Source organism: Microbacterium hydrocarbonoxydans, from assembly GCF_000956475.1.
Lineage (GTDB): Bacteria > Actinomycetota > Actinomycetes > Actinomycetales > Microbacteriaceae > Microbacterium > Microbacterium hydrocarbonoxydans_A.
On sequence record NZ_JYJB01000010.1, the window covers coordinates 378,192 to 396,361 of the forward strand.

Sequence of the window (18,170 nt, forward strand, 5' to 3'; positions counted from 1 at the left end):
GTGACTGAATCGGTTGACGTCCCCATTATCGCCCCTGTGCTCGATGGAATCGCCGTCGTGCCCGGCTACGCACACCCCGGAGACGCCGGCGCCGACCTCGTCGCCGCCGAGGCCGTGCACCTGGAGCCGGGGGAGCGGGCGCTCGTCGCGACCGGCGTCCGCATCGCCCTGCCGGAGGGATTCGCGGCGTTCGTCGTTCCCCGCAGCGGCCTCGCCGCCAAGCACGGCATCTCGATCGTGAACTCGCCCGGGACCGTCGACGCCGGCTACCGCGGCGAGATCAAGGTGAGTCTGGTCAACACGGACATTCGCAGCGCGTACGATGTCGCCGTCGGCGATCGCATCGCGCAGCTGATCATCATGCCGGTGACCCGCGCCACGTTCATCCCCGTCGAGGAGCTGCCGGAGAGCACTCGCGGCGAGGGCGGATTCGGCTCCACCGGATACCAGGCAGCACCCCACCAGTAACGAAGCAGGACAAAGCTGATGACTGACAACAACGCCACACCTTCGAAGTCGGCACCTGAGAACCGCGCGACCGAAGGGCCGTTGGACGACTCCGAGGCGAACCCGGTTCGCCCGTACATCGATCTCGGCGGGATCAAGATCCTTCCGCGCGAGGGGCTGAACCTGCGTCTCGAGGTCGAGGAGCAGACCAAGCGCATCGTCGCGGTCGGTCTCGACTATGCCGACTCCTCGCTCCAGGTGCAGCCCTTCGCGGCGCCGCGCTCCGGGGGTCTCTGGGACGAGACTCGTGTGCAGCTGCGCGACCAGGTCAAGGCGCAGGGCGGACGGGTGGAGGAGCGCGAGGGCCCGCTCGGCAAAGAGCTCCTCGCCGAAGTCCCGGCATCCGCCAACGAGGGCTCCGAGCTCCGCCTCGCGCGCTTCGTCGGCGTCGACGGGCCGCGATGGTTCCTGCGCGGGGTGATCGGGGGAGCTGCGGCATCCGATCTGGAGGCCGCGGCCAAGGTAGAAGACCTGTTCCGCTCGATCGTGGTCGTCCGCGGCGGGGCGCCCATGCCGCCTCGCGACCTGATCCCGCTGAAGATGCCGGCGACGCCGGGATCCGCGTGAGCACGCCTGAACCCGACGCCGAGCGCGAGCCGTCAGCATCCGAGATCCTCGGTGCGGCCCTCGGCGGCGCCGCGCGCAGGGCAGGCATCGATCCGGATGCCGATGTGTCGACCGGCCGCATGGTCTGGGGCGTCATCGGCGGATGGCGCGGCATCGTGGAGTCGGTGCTGCCGCTTCTCGCGTTCATCGTCACCTACACCGTCAGCAGCAACCTGATCCTCGCGCTGATCCTGTCGGTGGGCTCCGCGGCGATCTTCACGATCATCCGCCTGGTGATGAAGTCGCCGCCGGTCGCCGCGCTGTCCGGTCTTGTCGCGGCGGTCGTCGCCGCCGGGCTGCCGCTGTTCACCGGCCGCGCCGCAGACCAGTTCGTCGTCGGCTTCATCACGAACATCGCATACGGCACCGCGTTCCTCGTGTCAGCCGCGGTGCGCTGGCCCCTGATCGGCGTGGTTGTCGGATTCCTGATGGGCGAGGGCGTCTCCTGGCGTACCGACCCGCGCAAGCGCCGGACGTTCTTCTGGCTCTCCGTCGCGTGGGCGCTGCTGTTCCTCGCCCGGCTCGGCGTGCAGCTGCCCTTCTACTTCTCGGGAGACGTGGCGACGCTCGGCACGGTCAAGATCGTCATGGGCATCCCGTTCTTCGCCGTTCTCCTGGCCACGACGTGGATCGTCGCCAGGCGTCTCTATCCTCGCGAGTCGGATGCCGGAGACGCCCGGCGGTCGTGATAGATTTATCTTGATATCAAGATAAATTGCAGGCTTCCCCCCACGGCCCCGCGGGAGCAGACTGGTTAGGTCTGCCTTGCTAGCCGACCGGGCTCGCTGGCGAGCAAGATGGAGGCGCCTGTCGCTCCCATCCGAATAGAAGGAGACGGATTCGTGTCCACGGTGAACAGCTTCGGTGCCAAGAGCACCCTGACGGTCGGCAGCACCGACTACGAGATCTTCCGCATCGACACGGTGCCCGGTTTCGACAAGCTCCCCTTCAGTCTCAAGGTCCTCCTCGAGAACCTGCTTCGCACCGAGGACGGCGCGAACGTGACCAAGGCGCAGATCGAGGCCCTCGGATCGTGGGATGCCGCGGCCGAGCCGAACACCGAGATCCAGTTCACGCCGGCGCGCGTGGTCATGCAGGACTTCACGGGCGTTCCCTGCATCGTCGACCTCGCCACGATGCGCGAGGCAGTGACGGCGCTCGGCGGCGACGCGAACAAGATCAACCCGCTCTCGCCCGCCGAGATGGTGATCGACCACTCGGTCATCGCCGACCTCTTCGGCACCGAGAACGCACTCGAGCGCAACGTCGAGATCGAGTACGAGCGCAACGGCGAGCGGTACCAGTTCCTCCGCTGGGGCCAGACGGCCTTCCAGGACTTCAAGGTCGTTCCCCCGGGAACCGGCATCGTGCACCAGGTGAACATCGAGCACCTGGCGAAGGTCATCTACGACCGCGACGTCGACGGCGTCCTGCGGGCGTACCCCGACACCTGCGTCGGCACCGACTCGCACACCACGATGGTCAACGGCCTCGGCGTGCTGGGCTGGGGCGTCGGCGGCATCGAGGCCGAGGCGGCCATGCTCGGCCAGCCCGTGTCCATGCTCATCCCGCGTGTCGTGGGCTTCAAGCTCACCGGCGAGATCCCCGCAGGCGTGACGGCGACCGACGTCGTCCTCACGATCACCGACCTGCTGCGCAAGCACGGCGTGGTCGGCAAGTTCGTCGAGTTCTACGGCGAGGGCGTGGCATCCGTGCCGCTGGCCAACCGCGCCACCATCGGCAACATGTCGCCGGAGTTCGGCTCGACCGCCGCGATCTTCCCGATCGACGACGTCACGCTCGACTACCTGCGCCTCACCGGCCGCAGCGAAGAGGCCGTCGCCCTCGTCGAGGCGTACGCCAAGGAGCAGTCGCTGTGGCACGACGCGACTCGCGAGCCGATCTTCAGCGAGTACCTCGAACTCGATCTCGGCACGGTCGTCCCGTCGATCGCCGGGCCGAAGCGCCCGCAGGACCGCATCCTGCTCTCCGAGGCGAAGAACCAGTTCGAGAAGGACATCCTGAACTACGCCAGCATCGACGAGGACACCGTCGAGGTCGAGGGCACGTTCCCGGCATCCGACCCCGGCACCACCCCCGGTGTCGAGAAGGAGCACGTCGCGCAGGATGGCGTCTCGCACCAGCACGAGGGCCAGCACGCCGAGTCGATGCTGCTCTTCAGCGGTGGTCCGCACCCGGCGTCCAAGCCGGTCGAGGTCTCGACCCCCGAGGGCCAGCGCTACATGCTCGACAACGGCGCCGTGACGCTCGCCGCCATCACGTCGTGCACCAACACCTCGAACCCGTCGGTCATGATCGCCGCCGGCCTTCTCGCCCGCAAGGCGCGTGAGAAGGGCCTGAAGCAGAAGCCGTGGGTGAAGACCACTCTCGGCCCCGGCTCGAAGGTCGTCACCGACTACTACGAGAAGTCGGGTCTCGACAAGGATCTCGAGGGTCTCGGCTTCTACACCGTCGGCTACGGCTGCACGATCTGCATCGGCAACTCGGGTCCGCTCATCGACGAGGTCTCGGCCGCCGTCAACGAGCACGACCTCGCCGTGACCGCGGTGCTCTCCGGAAACCGCAACTTCGAGGGCCGCATCAGCCCCGACGTCAAGATGAACTACCTCGCGAGCCCGCCGCTCGTCGTGGCCTACGCTCTCGCAGGATCGATGCACTTCGACTTCGAGACCGACGCGCTCGGCAAGGATGCGGACGGCAACGAGGTGTTCCTGAAGGACATCTGGCCCGCGCCCGACGAGGTGCAGGAGATCATCGACTCGTCGATCTCGCGCGACCAGTTCATCAAGCAGTACGCGACCGTGTTCGACGGAGACGACCGCTGGCGCAACCTGCCCACGCCGACGGGCCCGGTCTTCGAGTGGGACGAGAACTCGACCTACGTGCGCAAGGCCCCGTACTTCGACGGCATGGAGGCGACCCCTGCCCCGGTGACGGACATCAGTGGAGCTCGCGTGCTCGCAGCGCTCGGCGACTCGGTCACCACCGACCACATCTCGCCCGCCGGCAACATCAAGGCCGGAACGCCCGCCGCTCAGTACCTCACCGAGCACGGCGTCGCGCAGAAGGACTTCAACTCCTACGGCTCGCGCCGCGGAAACCACGAGGTGATGATCCGAGGCACCTTCGCCAACATCCGCCTGAAGAACGCACTCGTCAAGGCCGTCAACGGCGGACAGCAGATCGAGGGCGGCTACACGCGCGACTTCACGAAGCCCGAGGGCCCGCAGTCCTTCATCTACGACGCGTCGATGAACTATCAGGCGCAGGGCACCCCGCTGGTCATCTTCGGCGGCAAGGAGTACGGCTCCGGCTCGTCGCGCGACTGGGCGGCGAAGGGGACCAACCTCCTCGGTGTGAAGGCTGTCATCACCGAGAGCTTCGAGCGCATCCACCGCTCGAACCTCATCGGCATGGGCGTGGTCCCGCTGCAGTTCCCCGCCGGCGAGAGCTGGGAGTCGCTGGGCCTTGACGGCACCGAGGTCGTCTCGATCTCGGGTCTCGAGGAGCTCAACAACGGCGTCACCCCGAAGACCGTGCACGTCACGGCGACGCCGAGCGAGCACTCGCCCGAGGGCAAGCAGCCGATCGAGTTCGACGCCGTGGTGCGCATCGACACCCCCGGTGAGGCGGACTACTACCGCAACGGCGGCATCCTGCAGTACGTTCTGCGTTCGCTGGTCTGATCAGCGACACACCGACAGCGCCCCGTCCGGTTTCGACCGGGCGGGGCGCTGTCGTGCGCGGACGGGCATGTCAAGGGTGCCCCGCTCACGGGGCTTTCCCCGCCACGCGCGATAGGATCGCAGAGGCGCCCGAACCGGAAATCGGATGCCGCGCACGGAGCCTGTGAGGAGGCGCAGATGCCCATTCTTCCGAGCATCTCAGGTCCCCGAGATCTGGACGGACTGTCCACAGACCAGCTGACCGAGCTCGCCGGGGAGATCCGCGAGTTCCTCGTCGAGAACGTCTCCCGCACCGGGGGGCACCTCGGACCGAATCTCGGCGTCGTCGAGCTCACGATCGCGCTGCACCGCGTGTTCTCGTCGCCCGATGACCCGTTCATCTTCGATACCGGTCACCAGTCCTACGTGCACAAGCTCCTCACGGGGCGACAGGACTTCTCGGGCCTTCGTGTCCGTGGCGGTCTCGCGGGCTATCCGCAGCGGAGCGAGAGCCCGCACGACGTCGTCGAGTCCTCGCACGCGTCGAGCTCCCTGAGCTGGGCTGACGGCATCAGCCGCGCACTGACGGCCACCGGCCGCGCCGACCGGCACGTGGTGGCCGTGGTCGGCGACGGCGCCCTCACCGGCGGCATGACCTGGGAGGCGCTCAACAACATCTCCGATGACAACGACCGCAACCTCGTGATCGTGGTCAACGACAACGGCCGCTCCTACGCCCCGACGATCGGAGGCATGTCGAGGTACCTGAACCGTGTGCGCACCGCCGCGGCATACAAGGACCTGCATCGCAAGTCCGATCGGCTGTTCCGCGCGCTCGGACCGGTCGGCCGCGCCGTGTTCCGCGGAGTGCGCGGAGGCACCCACGGGTTCCTCTCGCGGTTCACGAACAACGAGGCCCTGTATTCCAACCTCGACATCAAGTACCTCGGCCCGGTGGACGGCCACGATCTTCCGGCTCTCCTCGAGACGCTCGAGCTGGCGAAGTCCTACGGCGCCCCCGTCATCGTGCACGCGATCACGGAGAAGGGGCGCGGCTACCAGCCCGCCCGGGATGACGAGGCCGACCAGTTCCATGCGGTCAACCGCATCGATCCGACGACCGGCGAGCCGCTCTCGAGCAGCGGCCGCGGCTGGACCGACGTGTTCTCCGAGGCGCTCGTCGCCGTGGGGGAGCGCGATCCGAAGGTCATCGCCATGACCGCGGCGATGCTGCGCCCCACGGGCCTTGCGCCGTTCGCCGAGCGGTTCCCTGACCGTGTGTACGACGTGGGGATCGCCGAGCAGCACGCGGTGGCATCCGCCGCCGGTCTCGCGTTCGGCGGCCTGCATCCGGTCGTCGCGCTGTACGCGACCTTCATGAACCGCGCCTTCGACCAGGTGCTCATGGATGTCGCCCTCCATCGCGCGGGTGTCACCTTCGTCCTCGATCGGGCGGGTGTCACGGGTCCCGACGGACCGAGCCATCACGGCATGTGGGACCTGGCGATGCTGCAGATCGTGCCCCACATCCGCATCGCCGCGCCCCGCGACGGCACGCGTCTGGCAGAGGCCCTGGACGAGGCCGTCCTCATCGACGACGCGCCCACCGTCATCCGCTTCCCGAAGGGCGAGGTCGCGCATGATCTCCCCGCGATCGAGCGGCTGGACGACGGTGTCGACGTGCTCGCCCGAGGCGAGACGGAGGACGTGCTCATCGTCGGCATCGGTCCCTTCGCCGCCCTCGGGATGGAGGTGGCCCGCCGGCTCCGGGCGCAGGGGATCGGCGCCACCGTGATCGACCCGCGTTGGGCCATCCCGGTGCAGCCGTCCGTCGTCGAGCTCGCAGCGCATCACCGTCTCGTGATCACGCTCGAGGACGGCATCCGCGTCGGCGGCATCGGCACGAGGGTGCGCCAGGTGCTCCGCGAGGCGGGGATCGACACGGCGGTCGACGAGCTCGGACTGCCTGACGAGTTCATCGACCACGCGTCTCGCGACCAGGTGCTTGCGGATGCCGGACTCACCGCCTCGAAGATCGCGCAAGACGTCGTCGCACAGGTGCTCGGTACCCGCATCCCGGTCGCACGCAACGCGGGGGAGACCGGCGCGATCGACCTGCCGCTGCACGAGCGGCGCTGAGGGCTTCAGTTCAACGCGTGCAGGGCGGCGACCGCCTGCGCGCCGCGATCGGCGTCGCGCAGTGCGGTCGAGAGCAGGTAGCCGTCGGTCAGCGCGTCGCCTGTGACCATCACGCGCACGAGCTCCACGCCGCAGGCGCGGCGGACCTCATCGGCGCTGGCCGCGATCACACGCGTATTGATCTCGTCGTTGTGGGGCAGTTCAGGGCCGTCGAGTCCCCGGATCACGTCTCTGAGGGCCGCGCCGACGATGTTCGAGGCGCGCTCCTTGACGTTCACGACGTCGAGCTCGAAGACGCGAAGATCTCGCCCGGTCGGGATCGGGCGCCATTCAAACGACGCGTGCACCCGGTGCTGGTGACCGGTGGCTCCACTCATGTCCCGTGCCGGCAGGTCGGTGGCGCGGCAGCGCACGTCGATCAGGCGGTACCAGTAGAACAGAGGGAAGGCCCCGTGCGAACCGGGGTCGAGTACGACGACCTCGCCGACGGCTCCGCCGCGGTTGGTGGGACGCCGCTGCGGCCGGTTGCGGATGATCGGCTTGCCGTTGCGCGTGCGGATCGCCGCCCAGCCCTCGTCGACCGTGACGATGAACAGCTTCAGCATGGCGGGGACGATCAGAAGGATCGTGAGCACGGCGGTTCCGGTCTTCAGCAGACCCGACAGACCCTTGCCGCCCAGCATCGTGAGGATCATCTCCATGCCACCACTGTGCCGCCTCCGTCGCCCCTGCGGCGACCGGGAAGCCACCCGTCCGCGTGTGTTCATGCGCTGTTCCACACGCGTTCCCCGCGCCGCCGCGAGACGGATACGCTGCGGCTCGTGCCGAAGCGCGTCAGCATCTGCGCCGTCTCATGCGACGAGAAAGGGACGCACCTCCGTCGTGCGACGGACGGTGCGTCCCCTCGGAGACAGACGCGACTAGCGCTGTTCGATGCCGCGGATCTGCGGGGTGTGGAACGAGCCGCCGAAGGCGCGCTCCGAGGCTCCCTCCCGGTCGAGGTACGGCGATGCGCCGCCGTCGATGAACGGCCATCCGGCGCCCAGGATCAGGCACAGGTCGATGTCCTCGACCTCGGGCACCACGCCCTCGTCGAGCATGAGCTTGATCTCGGTCGCGAGACCGTCCTGCACGCGCTGCAGGATCGTCGCCGCCGACGCCGGAGACTTCCCGACGGCGGGCTTGATGACCTTCTCCGCCTGCTTCGTCCAGCCGGTGACCCGACCGCCCTTGTCCTTCTCGACGACGGCATCCAGTGAGGCGAGCTCATGGAAGTTCTCGTTCGCGTAGAAGCGATCCGGGAACGCCTTCACCATGGTGTCCTGCACGTGCGCGGCGACCTTCCAGCCGACGAGGTCGATGAGCTGGAACGGCCCCATCGGCAGGCCCAGCGGCGCGAAGGCCTTCTCGACCTCGGCGACCGGAGTGCCCTCGTAGACGGCGCGCGCCGCCTCGCCCATGACCTTGGCCAGCAGCCGGTTCACGACGAAGCCGGGAGCATCGGCGGTCAGCACGGCGTTCTTGCCCAGGCCCTTCGCGACCACGAAGGCGGTCGACAGGGCGGCGTCGACCGTCGCCGGCGTCTTCACGATCTCGATCAGCGGCATCACCGCGACCGGGTTGAAGAAGTGGAAGCCGACCAGACGCTCGGGGTGCGCGAGCTTCGAGCCGATCTCCTCGACCGACAGCGATGAGGTGTTGGTCGCGAGGATCGCGTCCTCCGCGATGATCTTCTCGATCTCGCCGAACACCTGCTGCTTGACCCCGACCTCCTCGAAGACGGCTTCGATCACGAAGTCGCAGTCGGCGTACAGGCTCTTGTCGGTCGTGCCGGTTACGAGGCCGCGCAGCTTGTTCGCCGAGTCGGCATCCAGCCTTCCCTTGGCCTCGAGCTTGCCGATCTCGTCGTGGATGTACGCGACGCCCTTGTCGACGCGCGCCTGATCGAGGTCGGTGATGAGCACCGGCACCTGCAGCTTGCGCACGAAGAGGAGCGCGAACTGGCTGGCCATGAGACCTGCGCCGATGATGCCGACCTTCGTCACCTTCTTCGCAAGCGCCTTGTCCGGCGCACCGACGGGACGCTTGGCGCGCTTCTGAACGAGGTCGAACGCATACATGGATGCCGCGAACTGATCCCCTGTGACGAGCTCGGCGAGAGCCTCGTCCTCCCGCGCGAATGCCTCCGCCTTGGTGCCGCTCTTCGCCTTGTCGAGCAGCTCCAGGGCGGCGTACGGCGACTTCGGGACGGTGCCGATCTTCGACTCCAGCATGCCGCGGGCCATCTTGATCGCGATCGGCCACTTGGTGAGGCGCTCGATCTTGCCCGGCTCGTTCTTGCGCTCGACCTTCTTGCCGCCGAGCACCGCATCGGCCCAGGCGAGTGAGTTCTCGAGGTAGTTCGCGGCGGGGAAGATCGCGTCGACGATGCCCAGATCGAACGCCTGCTGCGGCTTGAGCATGCGGTTCTGCTTGAGCGGGTTGGAGATCACGACCTCGAGCGCGTTCTCGATGCCGATCAGGTTCGGCAGCAGGTACGCACCACCCCAGCCGGGGATGATGCCGAGGAAGACCTCGGGGAGGGCGATCGCCGCTGCGGAGGCGTCGACCGTGCGGTAGGTCGAGTTCAGAGCGATCTCGAGTCCGCCGCCGAGAGCCAGGCCGTTCACGAACGCGAACGACGGGACGCCGAGCTCGGAGAGCTTGCCGAGGACCTTGTGGCCCAGTTGCGCGATCAGCCTTGCGTTGTCGCGCGAACCGACCTTGCTGATGTCAGAGAGGTCGGCACCGGCGGCCAGGATGTACTGCTTGCCCGTGATCCCGACGGCCTGGATCTCTCCGGCGGACGCGCGGGCCTTGAGGGCATCCAGGGTCTGACCGAGCTCCGTGAGGGTGGCCGGGCCCAGCGTGTTGGGGCGCGTGTGGTCGCGGCCGTTGTCGAGCGTGATGAGAGCGAGCACCTTGCCGGACGCGAGACGGATGTCGCGAACGGGGGAGTGCGTGACGACCTCGCCCTCGGTGAGTGCCTGGATAGGGGAGAAGTCGACGTCTTCGTATGCCATTACTTCTTCTTCTTTCCGTCGAAGTGCGGGTTCTCCCAGATCACGGATCCGCCCTGACCGAGGCCGACGCACATCGCAGTCAGGCCGTAGCGGACGTCGGGTCGCTCGGCGAACTGCGCCGCGAGCTGGATCATCAGACGGACGCCGGACGCTGCGAGCGGATGCCCGAGCGCTATCGCGCCGCCCCACTGGTTGACGCGGGGGTCGTCATCTGCGATGCCGAAGTGATCGAGCAGCGAGATCACCTGGATGGCGAACGCCTCGTTGAGCTCGAACAGGCCGATGTCCTCGATGGTGAGGCCGGCTTTCTTCAGCGCCTTCTCGGTCGACGGGATCGGGCCGATGCCCATGATCTCCGGCTGCACGCCGGCGAACGCGAACGAGACCATGCGCATCTTCGGGGCCAGCCCGAACTCCTTCACGGCGCCGCCGCCCGCGAGCAGGGACATCGTCGCGCCATCGGTGAGGGGCGACGAGGTGCCCGCGGTGACGCGGCCGTGCGGACGGAACGGCGTCTTGAGCGCGGCGAGGTCCTCCATGGTGGTCTGAGGACGACGGCCCTCATCCTCCGTGGCCAGGCCCCATGCGCCCTCCGCGTCCTTGATCGCAACCGACACGAGGTCGGGCTGGATCTTCCCGGCGTCGTACGCGGCCTGCACCTTGTGCTGGCTGAGCATGCCGAAGCGGTCGGAGCGCTCCTTGGTGAGGTGCGGGAAACGGTCGAAGATGCGCTCGGCCGTGACGCCCATGTTGAGAGCGCCGGGGTCGACCATCTTCTCCGCGACGAAGCGCGGGTTGGGGTCGGCGTTGCCGCCGATCGGGTGGTGACCCATGTGCTCCACGCCGCCGGCGAGGGCGAAGTCGTACATCCCGACGCCGATCGACGCGGCCATGGTCGTGACGCTCGTCATCGCGCCGGCGCACATGCGCTCGACGGCGAGGCCCGGCACGGTCTGCGGCAGCCCCGCGAGGATCGCCACGGAGCGTCCGAGCGTGAGGCCCTGGTCTCCGGTCTGCGAGGTCGCGGCGATCGCGACGTCATCGATCCGGTCGGCCGGTACAGCCGAGTTGCGTTCCATCAGGCCGATGGTCGCCTTCACGGCGAGGTCATCTGCGCGGGTGTTCCAGTACATGCCTTTTTCGCCGGCGCGCCCGAAGGGGGTGCGCACTCCATCGACGAAGAAGACGTCCGAGATCTCGGCCACTCTGCCTCCAAGTTTGTGCGGTGCCCTCAGTCTAAGAAGGCCTCCGAAACGGGAGGAATCGGTTGGGTCGAACCTACGAAGCGGGCGCGGGAGCCTCGTCAGGTGATTGCGCCGCCTCTACAAAGGCGTCGGCGATCTTCTGTGCAGTCTGTGCAATCTGCCACGGGCGTGCGCCCAGCGCCGCGAGTGCGGCACCGATCTCTTCGGGGGTCGTGCCGGGCAGATCCCAGCAGACGCGACGCAGGTACTCGGGTGTCAGCAGATTCTCGGTCGGCATCCCGAGTTCCGCGGCGATCCCCTCGACCACGGGACGCGCGGCCTTCAGCCGGGCATCCGCCTCCGGATTGCGGTCCGCCCATGCGCGGGGCGGAGGGAGCGCGTCGCTCGGGACCCGCTCACGAGGAAGCTCCTCCGTCGCACGGCCGTCGACGATCGCCTGCCACCAGCGATCGATCTGCGTGCGGCTGGCGCGCCCCTGGAACTCCTTGATGCCCGCGAGAGCCGACTTGCTCTGGGGGTTGCCGAGAACGGCGGCGACGAGCGACCGATCAGGGACGAGCCTGCCGGGGGAGACGTCCTGCTCCTGCGCGAAGGCCTCGCGTGCGCGCCACAGCTCTCGCGCGACGGCGAGGTTGCGGGAGCCGCGAACCTGGTGAAGGCCGCTCAGACGCCGCCACGGGTCTTCGCGAGGAGGCTTCGGCGGGCGACTCAGCGTCGCGGCGAACTCCTCGGCGGCGAACTCGGCCTTGCCCTGCTCGTCGAGCTCGGCGATCAGCGCCTCCTGCACGTCGATCAGGTGCAGGACGTCGAGGGCGGCGTATTCGAGCCAGGCAGCGGGAAGCGGACGCGTGGACCAGTCCGCGGCGGAATGCTCCTTCTTCAGAACGATCCCCAGTGTGTCCTCCACCACTGCTCCCAGCCCGACCCGCTCATGGCCGAGGAGGCGGGATGCGAGTTCGGTGTCGAAGATCGTCGCAGGTTCCAGGCCGAGCTCCCGCAGCGACGGAAGGTCCTGGCTCGCGGCGTGGAAGACCCACTGCGCGCTACCGATCGCTTCCTGGAGCGGCGAGAAATCGCCGATCGCGGGCGGGTCGAAGAGAAAGACGCCGGCATCGCGACGGAAGACCTGAACCAGATATGCGCGCTGGGAGTAGCGGAACCCGGATGCACGTTCGACGTCGACGGCCACGGAACCCGTCCCGTCTGCGAGTGCGGCACAGGCCGCGAGGAACTCCTCGGCATCCGAGATCACGGAGTATTCAGTCACGTGCAGCCTTTCGCGCGCCGATCACGGCGATGCCCTCGGAACCGGGCGGAAGACCCGCCAGCATTCCGACCAGCTCGGCCCATGCCTCGACGTGCGGTCGGAAGGGGCCCTCTGGTGTCCAGGACGCCCGCAATTCTATCTGGGCGCCGTCGCCTTCCACGGCGAGGCCGCCGAATCCCTTCGAGAGGGTCTTGGTCGAGGTGCCGGATGCCGAGTGGTACGCGGCATTCCGCGAGTCGAGCGCATCGATCAGCCAGGACCAGGCGACGTCCGCCAAGAGAGGGTCGGTGCCGATCTCGGTCTCCAGCGGCGCCTGTGCGAAGAGCACGATGCGCCAGGTTCCGTCCCATGCGGCCGGGCCCTCCGGATCGTGCAGCAGGACGAACCGTCCGGTGCCGTACACCGACTCGCCGTCGTCGCCGGGGCGGACATCCGCCGCGAGCGCGATCGCGTACGGCGCCAGCCCCTGTGGTGTGGGTATCTCGCGGACCGTGATGTCGGCGCGGAAGACGGTCTCACGAAGCTCCGCCGCGGCGGCCTCGAACTCGCTCCCGGCATCGGGGTGTCCTGTCACGGCAACAGGCTAGAGTCAGGAAGCGATGAAGAGTCTCAGGCACGCCGTTGCGCTCCTTGTCCCCGGGCTTCTGGCCTTCGGGGCGGCCATCGCCGCCCTGCTCGTGTTCGGAACGGCTCGCAGGGTGGTGAGCGTGGGCAAGCGAGTGCCCGACGTCGTGATCCGCTCGGTCGACACGGGCGCTCAGACGATCGAGCTGCAGCGCACGCTCGACACCGAGCTGCCAGGCCGCTACGGGCTGTTCACGACCGGAACCTACGGCTACGTGAAGCTGGGAGCCGTGCTGAGCGCCGATGCCACGACAGTGCGACGCAAGCTGCTCACGCAGATAGAGCCGGGCGCCAAGGTCGATCGGGACGCTCTGTTCAGCGGCTGGTACTACTCGACTCCGAGCGAACTCCACCTGCCCTCCGAGAACGTGCTGATCGGTTCGCCCGCCGGCCCGTGCCCCGCGTGGTTCTTCCCCGGGTCCTCCTCGACGTGGGTGATCCAGGTGCACGGACGCGGCACGATGCGTGCCGAGTGCCTGCGGGCGGTGCCGGTGCTTCACGCAGCCGGCCTGCCCAACCTCGTGGTGTCCTATCGCAACGACGGCGAGGCGCCGCGCAGCCGAGCCGGCGCCTACGCGCTGGGTGCGGCCGAATGGCGAGACGTCGACGCAGCGATCTCCTACGCTCTGCGACACGGTTCCGAGAACGTCATCCTGATGGGCTGGTCCATGGGCGGTGCGATCGCGCTGCAGACGGCTGTCAACTCGGCGAACCGCGATCGCATCCTGGGCCTCATCCTGGAGTCGCCGGTGGTCGACTGGCGCACCGTCCTGCGATTCCAGGCGCGGGAGACCGGGCTGCGCGCGCCACTGCCGGCTCTCGCGATGAGCGCGCTCGAAGTGCCGCTGATGGCGCGGCTCAGCGGCGCAGACGAGGCGATCTCCTTCGACCGGCTCGACATGGTCGCACGCGCAGAGGAGCTCTCCGCGCCGATCCTGATCCTGCACAGCGACGACGACGGCTTCGTGCCCTCGGACGCCTCGCACGCCCTGCAGCTGGCGCGCCCTGATCTGGTCACGATGCCGCACTTCACCGTCGCTCGGCACACCAAGATCTGGAACTACGACCAGAACGCCTGGACCGCCGCGATCGAGGAGTGGCTGAAGGAGCAGGGGCTCAGCGCTTCTGCATGACCTGGTTCTTCGCCCGCATCAGCATTCCGGTCATGCCGCCGATGCGCAGCGGAGAGACGGCCCTCGTCAGCCCGATCGTCTGCGGATAGTCGGACGGGATCGCGAGAACCTCGTCAGGGGTGAGACCCGTGATGCCCTGGACGAGGATGCTGGCGAAGCCGCGCGTCGTGGGTGCCTCGGCAGGCGCGGTGGCGTGCATCGTGACGATGCCGTCCTGGATCTCCAGATGGATGTACACCGGAGACTGGCATTCGGCGACGCGTTCGTACATCTCCGGGTGGGCCGCGACCTCGTCGGATACCGGAGGCAGTTCGTCGGCGAACTCCAGAAGGAGCAGCAGACGATCGGCCTCGGGGGTCTCCAGGAACGTGTCGCGGATCTCGGCGAGGGAGTCAGGAACGTGCGCGGTGCTCATCCCTGCCATTGTCACACGGTCAGAGCGAGCCGGGTTCGGCGCCCGTGACGATCGGCACGCGCACGGCGCTGCCCCATTCGGTCCACGAACCGTCGTAGTTGCGCACGTTCTCGAACCCCAGCAGGTGCTTCAGCACGAACCAGGTGTGGCTCGAGCGCTCGCCGATCCGGCAGTAGGCGATCACGGAGTCGCCCTCGCCGAGGCCGGCTCCGTCGCGGTAGATCTCCTCGAGCTCGGCCCGCGGCTTGAACCCGCCGTCCTCTGCCACTGCCTTGCCCCAGGGCACCGACTGCGCCGTGGGGATGTGGCCGGCGCGGAGCGCGCCCTCTTCGGGATAGGCGGGGGCGGTGGTGCGCTCACCGGTGTACTCCTCGGGCGAGCGGACGTCGATGAGCGGGTTGCCGAGGTGCGCGAGGACGTCTTCCTTGTAGGCGCGGATGACCGAATCGTCGCGCTCGATCACGGGATACCGGGTCTCGGGACGGTTCGCCGGCTCCCGGGTGAGCTCACGGCCCTCGGCGATCCAGCGATCGCGGCCGCCGTCGAGCAGACGCACATCCTGGTGGCCGAACAGCGAGAACACCCACAGTGCATACGCCGCCCACCAGTTGTTCTTGTCGCCGTAGATGACGATGGTGTCGTCGCGCGAGATGCCCTTGCGGCTGAGGAGTGCGGCGAAGCCCTCTCCATCGACGTAGTCGCGCACGACCGGGTCGTTGAGCTCGGTGTGCCAGTCGACCTTGACGGCGCCGGGGATATGGCCGGTCTCGTAGAGCAGCACGTCTTCATCGGACTCCACCACGACCAGGCCAGGCGTGCCGAGGTTCGCGGCGAGCCATTCGGTCGTGACCAGCCGTCCGGGCTCGGCATACTCGGCGAACTTGGCGGAAGACGGATCGAACTCGATGGCCACAGGGATCTCCTCAGACGGTGAGCGCGCGCCGAAGCCGGCGCGCTGACGGCGTAGTGTTGAGCCGTCCCTTTCGACGATAGATCCCCGCTGCACCCCCGGCACCGGATTCGTAAGACTTCGACACAGGAAAATCCGATGACTGACACCGCGAGCAGCCCCCGCGTCGTGCACCTGACCGAGCGCCAGCCGACCGTCACCGGTCCGGAGATGCTGGCGAGTCTGGTGCCCCCGCCCCAGTTCGACGGCGCCACGTTCGACAGTTATCGCGCGGATGCCGCCTACCCCTCGCAGGAGGAGGCGAAGGAGACCCTGATCAGATTCGCCGGGCGGGGTGCGCCGGCGAAGCGCGGCGGGCTCTTCAGCCGCGCGAAGAAGGAGCCCGACGTCAAGCCGGGTGTGTATCTCGACGGCGGGTTCGGGGTCGGCAAGACGCACCTGCTCGCCTCGATCTACCATGCCATGCCTGCACGCCGGAAGTACTTCGGCTCGTTCATCGAGTACACCGCACTCGTGGGTGCGCTGGGTTACAAGAACACGGTCGACCTGCTCAAGGGCGCGGATCTGCTCTGCATCGACGAGTTCGAGCTCGATGACCCGGGCGACACGATGGTGATGACCCGGCTGCTCGGGGAGCTCGTCCCCACGGGGACCCGGCTCGCCGCCACGTCGAACACGCCGCCGAACGCGCTGGGGGAGGGACGCTTCGCCGCACAGGACTTCCTCCGCGAGATCCACGCGATGTCCGACAGCTTCCAGACGCTTCGCATCGACGGCGTCGACTTCCGTCAGCGTGCGCTCGACGGGCACGCCGTGGTGTCCACGCCGGAGGAGTACGAGAGCGCGATCGAGGCGGGCGCTGCTCGCGGCACGGCATCCGACGATTCCTTCTCCGCGGTGATCGCTCATCTCGCTCAGGTGCATCCCTCGCGCTATCTCCGGGTGATCGCGGGCATCGGACTGGTCGGGCTGCGCGATGTGAGCGTGCTGACGGACCAGTCCGAAGCGCTGCGATTCGTCGCCTTCGTCGACCGCGTGTACGACGCGCAGATCCCGATCGTGGCCACCGGCGTCAGTCTCGACCAGGTCTTCGCGGAGGAGATGCTCGGGGGCGGCTACCGCAAGAAGTACCTGCGCGCGATCTCGCGACTGAACGCTCTCACGCACGCTGAACGCTGAATGTGCGGGCTGTGTAACGCGATGTTCACACGAACGGCCCCGCTGTAACCTCGGCGCAACAAACTTCACGCTTTCCGGAAATCGGGCATCGCCACACTGAAGCTCACAGTTTCCCGAATGTGAGGTTTACACATGGATGCACCCGGCAACATCTCCTGGGCGATCACAGCCACAGCCCTTGTGCTGCTGATGACCCCGGGCGTCGCCTTCTTCTACGGAGGACTCGTCAAGGCAAAGAGCGTCGTCAGCATGATGATGATGAGCTTCGGATCGATCGGTCTTGTCGCGGTCCTCTGGATCCTCTTCGGCTTCTCGATGAGCGCGGTGGAGAGCCCGGCCCAGTTCGCCGGCAACCCCTTCGCCGACTTCGGCCTGTCGAACCTCGCAGCCGGTGACGGCTCGAACGTCGCCCTGCTGGGCGTTGCGTACGGCGCAACCTTCGCGATCATCACGGTCGCACTGATCTCCGGCGCCATCGCCGACCGCGCGAAGTTCGGATCCTGGCTGATCTTCGCGGGCGTGTTCGCCACGGTCGGCTACTTCCCCGTCGCGGCCTGGGTCTGGGGCGGCGGCTGGATCATGAACCTCGGCACGACCCTCTTCGGCGAGGACAGCGGCGTCGGCGTCATCGACTACGCGGGCGGCACCGCAGTGCACATCAACGCGGGTGCGGCAGCTCTCGCTCTCGCCATCGTCCTCGGCAAGCGCATCGGCTTCCAGAAGGGCATCCTCAAGCCCCACAACGTTCCCCTCACGCTTCTCGGCGCGGCCCTGCTGTGGTTCGGCTGGTTCGGCTTCAACGCCGGTGCGGAGTGGCTCGCCGAGGACATGGGCGGCGTGGGCCTGATCGGTCTGAACACGCTGGGCGCCACCGCGGCTGCCATCCTCGGCTGGATCCTCGTGGAGCGCATCAAGGACGGCAAGGCGACCTCGGTCGGTGCGGCATCGGGTGCGGTCGCAGGTCTCGTCGCGATCACCCCGGCGTGCGCCAACCTCACCCCGGGCTGGTCGCTGCTGCTCGGCGCACTCGCCGGCGTGCTGTGCGCGGTCGCCGTCGAGCTGAAGTTCCGCCTCGGATTCGACGACTCGCTCGACGTGGTCGGCATCCACCTCGTCGGCGGACTCTTCGGAACCCTGTACCTCGGCCTGTTCGCGACGGGCACCGGCCTGTTCGTCGGCGGTGACATCCGTCAGCTCGCTGTGCAGGCGATCGCGGCGTTCGGAGTGCTGATCTACTCCTTCGTGGTCTCGTTCATCATCGGCTTCGCGATCGAGAAGACGATCGGGTTCCGTATCACGAACGAGGACGAGATCGCCGGTGTCGACCTGGTCGTGCACGGCGAAGAGGGATACGCCCTCGTCGACTGAGCAACCCGTTTCGCGAGCGCCCCGGCCCCGGTGAAGGGTCGGGGCGCTCGTGCGCGCGGCGGCTAGGGT

At 67.9% G+C, this 18,170-nt stretch carries 15 protein-coding genes; 8 read left to right on the forward strand and 7 right to left on the reverse strand.

Features of this window, described 5'->3' with window-relative positions:
• From dut to dxs, 5 genes are all read left to right on the forward strand, one after another.
• On the forward strand, positions 1–468 hold the full coding sequence (gene dut / locus RS84_RS14360) for a dUTP diphosphatase (RefSeq protein WP_045258481.1): 468 nt from the start codon (positions 1–3) through the stop codon (positions 466–468).
• 18 nt (positions 469–486) lie between these two features.
• Entirely contained in the window at positions 487–1,074 is a 588-nt protein-coding gene (locus tag RS84_RS14365) for a DUF3710 domain-containing protein (protein WP_045258482.1), read from the forward strand.
• Positions 1,071–1,802, forward strand: coding sequence for a DUF3159 domain-containing protein (locus RS84_RS14370; RefSeq protein ID WP_045258483.1), 732 nt, complete (start codon positions 1,071–1,073; stop codon positions 1,800–1,802). The genes RS84_RS14365 and RS84_RS14370 overlap by 4 nt, the downstream gene beginning before the upstream one ends.
• Before the next feature lie 108 nt (positions 1,803–1,910).
• Positions 1,911–4,820 (forward strand): aconitate hydratase, encoded by a 2,910-nt coding sequence (locus RS84_RS14375; protein WP_200892025.1) that lies wholly within the window; start codon positions 1,911–1,913, stop codon positions 4,818–4,820.
• 177 nt (positions 4,821–4,997) lie between these two features.
• On the forward strand, positions 4,998–6,938 hold the full coding sequence (dxs, locus tag RS84_RS14380; protein ID WP_045258485.1) for a 1-deoxy-D-xylulose-5-phosphate synthase: 1,941 nt from the start codon (positions 4,998–5,000) through the stop codon (positions 6,936–6,938).
• Between the two features lie 5 nt (positions 6,939–6,943).
• Here dxs and RS84_RS14385 read toward each other — a convergent pair whose 3' ends face one another.
• From RS84_RS14385 to RS84_RS14405, 5 genes are all read right to left on the reverse strand, one after another.
• On the reverse strand, positions 6,944–7,639 hold the full coding sequence (locus RS84_RS14385) for an SPFH domain-containing protein (protein WP_045258486.1): 696 nt from the start codon (positions 7,637–7,639) through the stop codon (positions 6,944–6,946).
• A 219-nt stretch (positions 7,640–7,858) separates the two neighbouring features.
• Positions 7,859–10,000, reverse strand: a complete 2,142-nt coding sequence (locus RS84_RS14390; RefSeq protein ID WP_045258487.1) for a 3-hydroxyacyl-CoA dehydrogenase NAD-binding domain-containing protein — start codon at positions 9,998–10,000, stop codon at positions 7,859–7,861.
• Positions 10,000–11,205: a thiolase family protein gene (locus RS84_RS14395; protein WP_045258488.1), complete on the reverse strand. Its 1,206-nt coding sequence runs from the start codon at positions 11,203–11,205 to the stop codon at positions 10,000–10,002. The genes RS84_RS14390 and RS84_RS14395 overlap by 1 nt, the downstream gene beginning before the upstream one ends.
• Before the next feature lie 73 nt (positions 11,206–11,278).
• Positions 11,279–12,472 carry an HRDC domain-containing protein gene (locus RS84_RS14400; protein WP_045258489.1) on the reverse strand — a complete coding sequence of 398 codons (1,194 nt, stop codon included), beginning with the start codon at positions 12,470–12,472 and terminating at the stop codon, positions 11,279–11,281.
• Complete coding sequence (locus tag RS84_RS14405) at positions 12,465–13,046, reverse strand: DUF3000 domain-containing protein (RefSeq protein WP_045258490.1); 582 nt, start codon at positions 13,044–13,046, stop codon at positions 12,465–12,467. The genes RS84_RS14400 and RS84_RS14405 overlap by 8 nt, the downstream gene beginning before the upstream one ends.
• 25 nt (positions 13,047–13,071) lie before the next feature.
• Between RS84_RS14405 and RS84_RS14410 the strand changes: the two genes are divergently transcribed.
• On the forward strand, positions 13,072–14,229 hold the full coding sequence (locus RS84_RS14410; protein ID WP_045258491.1) for an alpha/beta hydrolase: 1,158 nt from the start codon (positions 13,072–13,074) through the stop codon (positions 14,227–14,229).
• On the opposite strand, the gene RS84_RS14415 is transcribed toward RS84_RS14410, so the two are convergent.
• On the reverse strand, positions 14,213–14,644 hold the full coding sequence (locus tag RS84_RS14415; protein WP_045258492.1) for a SufE family protein: 432 nt from the start codon (positions 14,642–14,644) through the stop codon (positions 14,213–14,215). The two genes, RS84_RS14410 and RS84_RS14415, sit on opposite strands and share 17 nt — an antisense overlap.
• A gap of 19 nt (positions 14,645–14,663) precedes the next feature.
• The gene (locus RS84_RS14420; RefSeq protein WP_045258493.1) at positions 14,664–15,557 is read right to left on the reverse strand and encodes a sulfurtransferase; all 894 of its coding nucleotides are present in this window, start codon (positions 15,555–15,557) and stop codon (positions 14,664–14,666) included.
• Between the two features lie 135 nt (positions 15,558–15,692).
• On the opposite strand from RS84_RS14420, the gene zapE reads away from it, so the two are divergent.
• Positions 15,693–16,733 carry a cell division protein ZapE gene (zapE, locus tag RS84_RS14425; protein ID WP_045258494.1) on the forward strand — a complete coding sequence of 347 codons (1,041 nt, stop codon included), beginning with the start codon at positions 15,693–15,695 and terminating at the stop codon, positions 16,731–16,733.
• Positions 16,734–16,865: 132 nt separating this feature from the next.
• Complete coding sequence (locus tag RS84_RS14430) at positions 16,866–18,101, forward strand: ammonium transporter (protein ID WP_045258495.1); 1,236 nt, start codon at positions 16,866–16,868, stop codon at positions 18,099–18,101.
• The last annotated feature ends 69 nt before the right edge of the window (positions 18,102–18,170 follow it).

What these genes read in the sequence shown, in the direction of transcription:
- RS84_RS14410 (WP_045258491.1), top strand. Translation starts at nt 13,072, where the DNA reads ATGAAGAGTCTCAGGCACGCCGTTGCGCTCCTTGTCCCCGGGCTTCTG.
- zapE (WP_045258494.1), top strand. Translation starts at nt 15,693, where the DNA reads ATGACTGACACCGCGAGCAGCCCCCGCGTCGTGCACCTGACCGAGCGC.
- RS84_RS14365 (WP_045258482.1), top strand. Translation starts at nt 487, where the DNA reads ATGACTGACAACAACGCCACACCTTCGAAGTCGGCACCTGAGAACCGC.
- RS84_RS14390 (WP_045258487.1), bottom strand. Translation starts at nt 10,000, where the DNA reads ATGGCATACGAAGACGTCGACTTCTCCCCTATCCAGGCACTCACCGAG.
- dxs (WP_045258485.1), top strand. Translation starts at nt 4,998, where the DNA reads ATGCCCATTCTTCCGAGCATCTCAGGTCCCCGAGATCTGGACGGACTG.
- RS84_RS14415 (WP_045258492.1), bottom strand. Translation starts at nt 14,644, where the DNA reads ATGAGCACCGCGCACGTTCCTGACTCCCTCGCCGAGATCCGCGACACG.
- RS84_RS14385 (WP_045258486.1), bottom strand. Translation starts at nt 7,639, where the DNA reads ATGGAGATGATCCTCACGATGCTGGGCGGCAAGGGTCTGTCGGGTCTG.
- RS84_RS14430 (WP_045258495.1), top strand. Translation starts at nt 16,866, where the DNA reads ATGGATGCACCCGGCAACATCTCCTGGGCGATCACAGCCACAGCCCTT.
- RS84_RS14375 (WP_200892025.1), top strand. Translation starts at nt 1,911, where the DNA reads ATGGAGGCGCCTGTCGCTCCCATCCGAATAGAAGGAGACGGATTCGTG.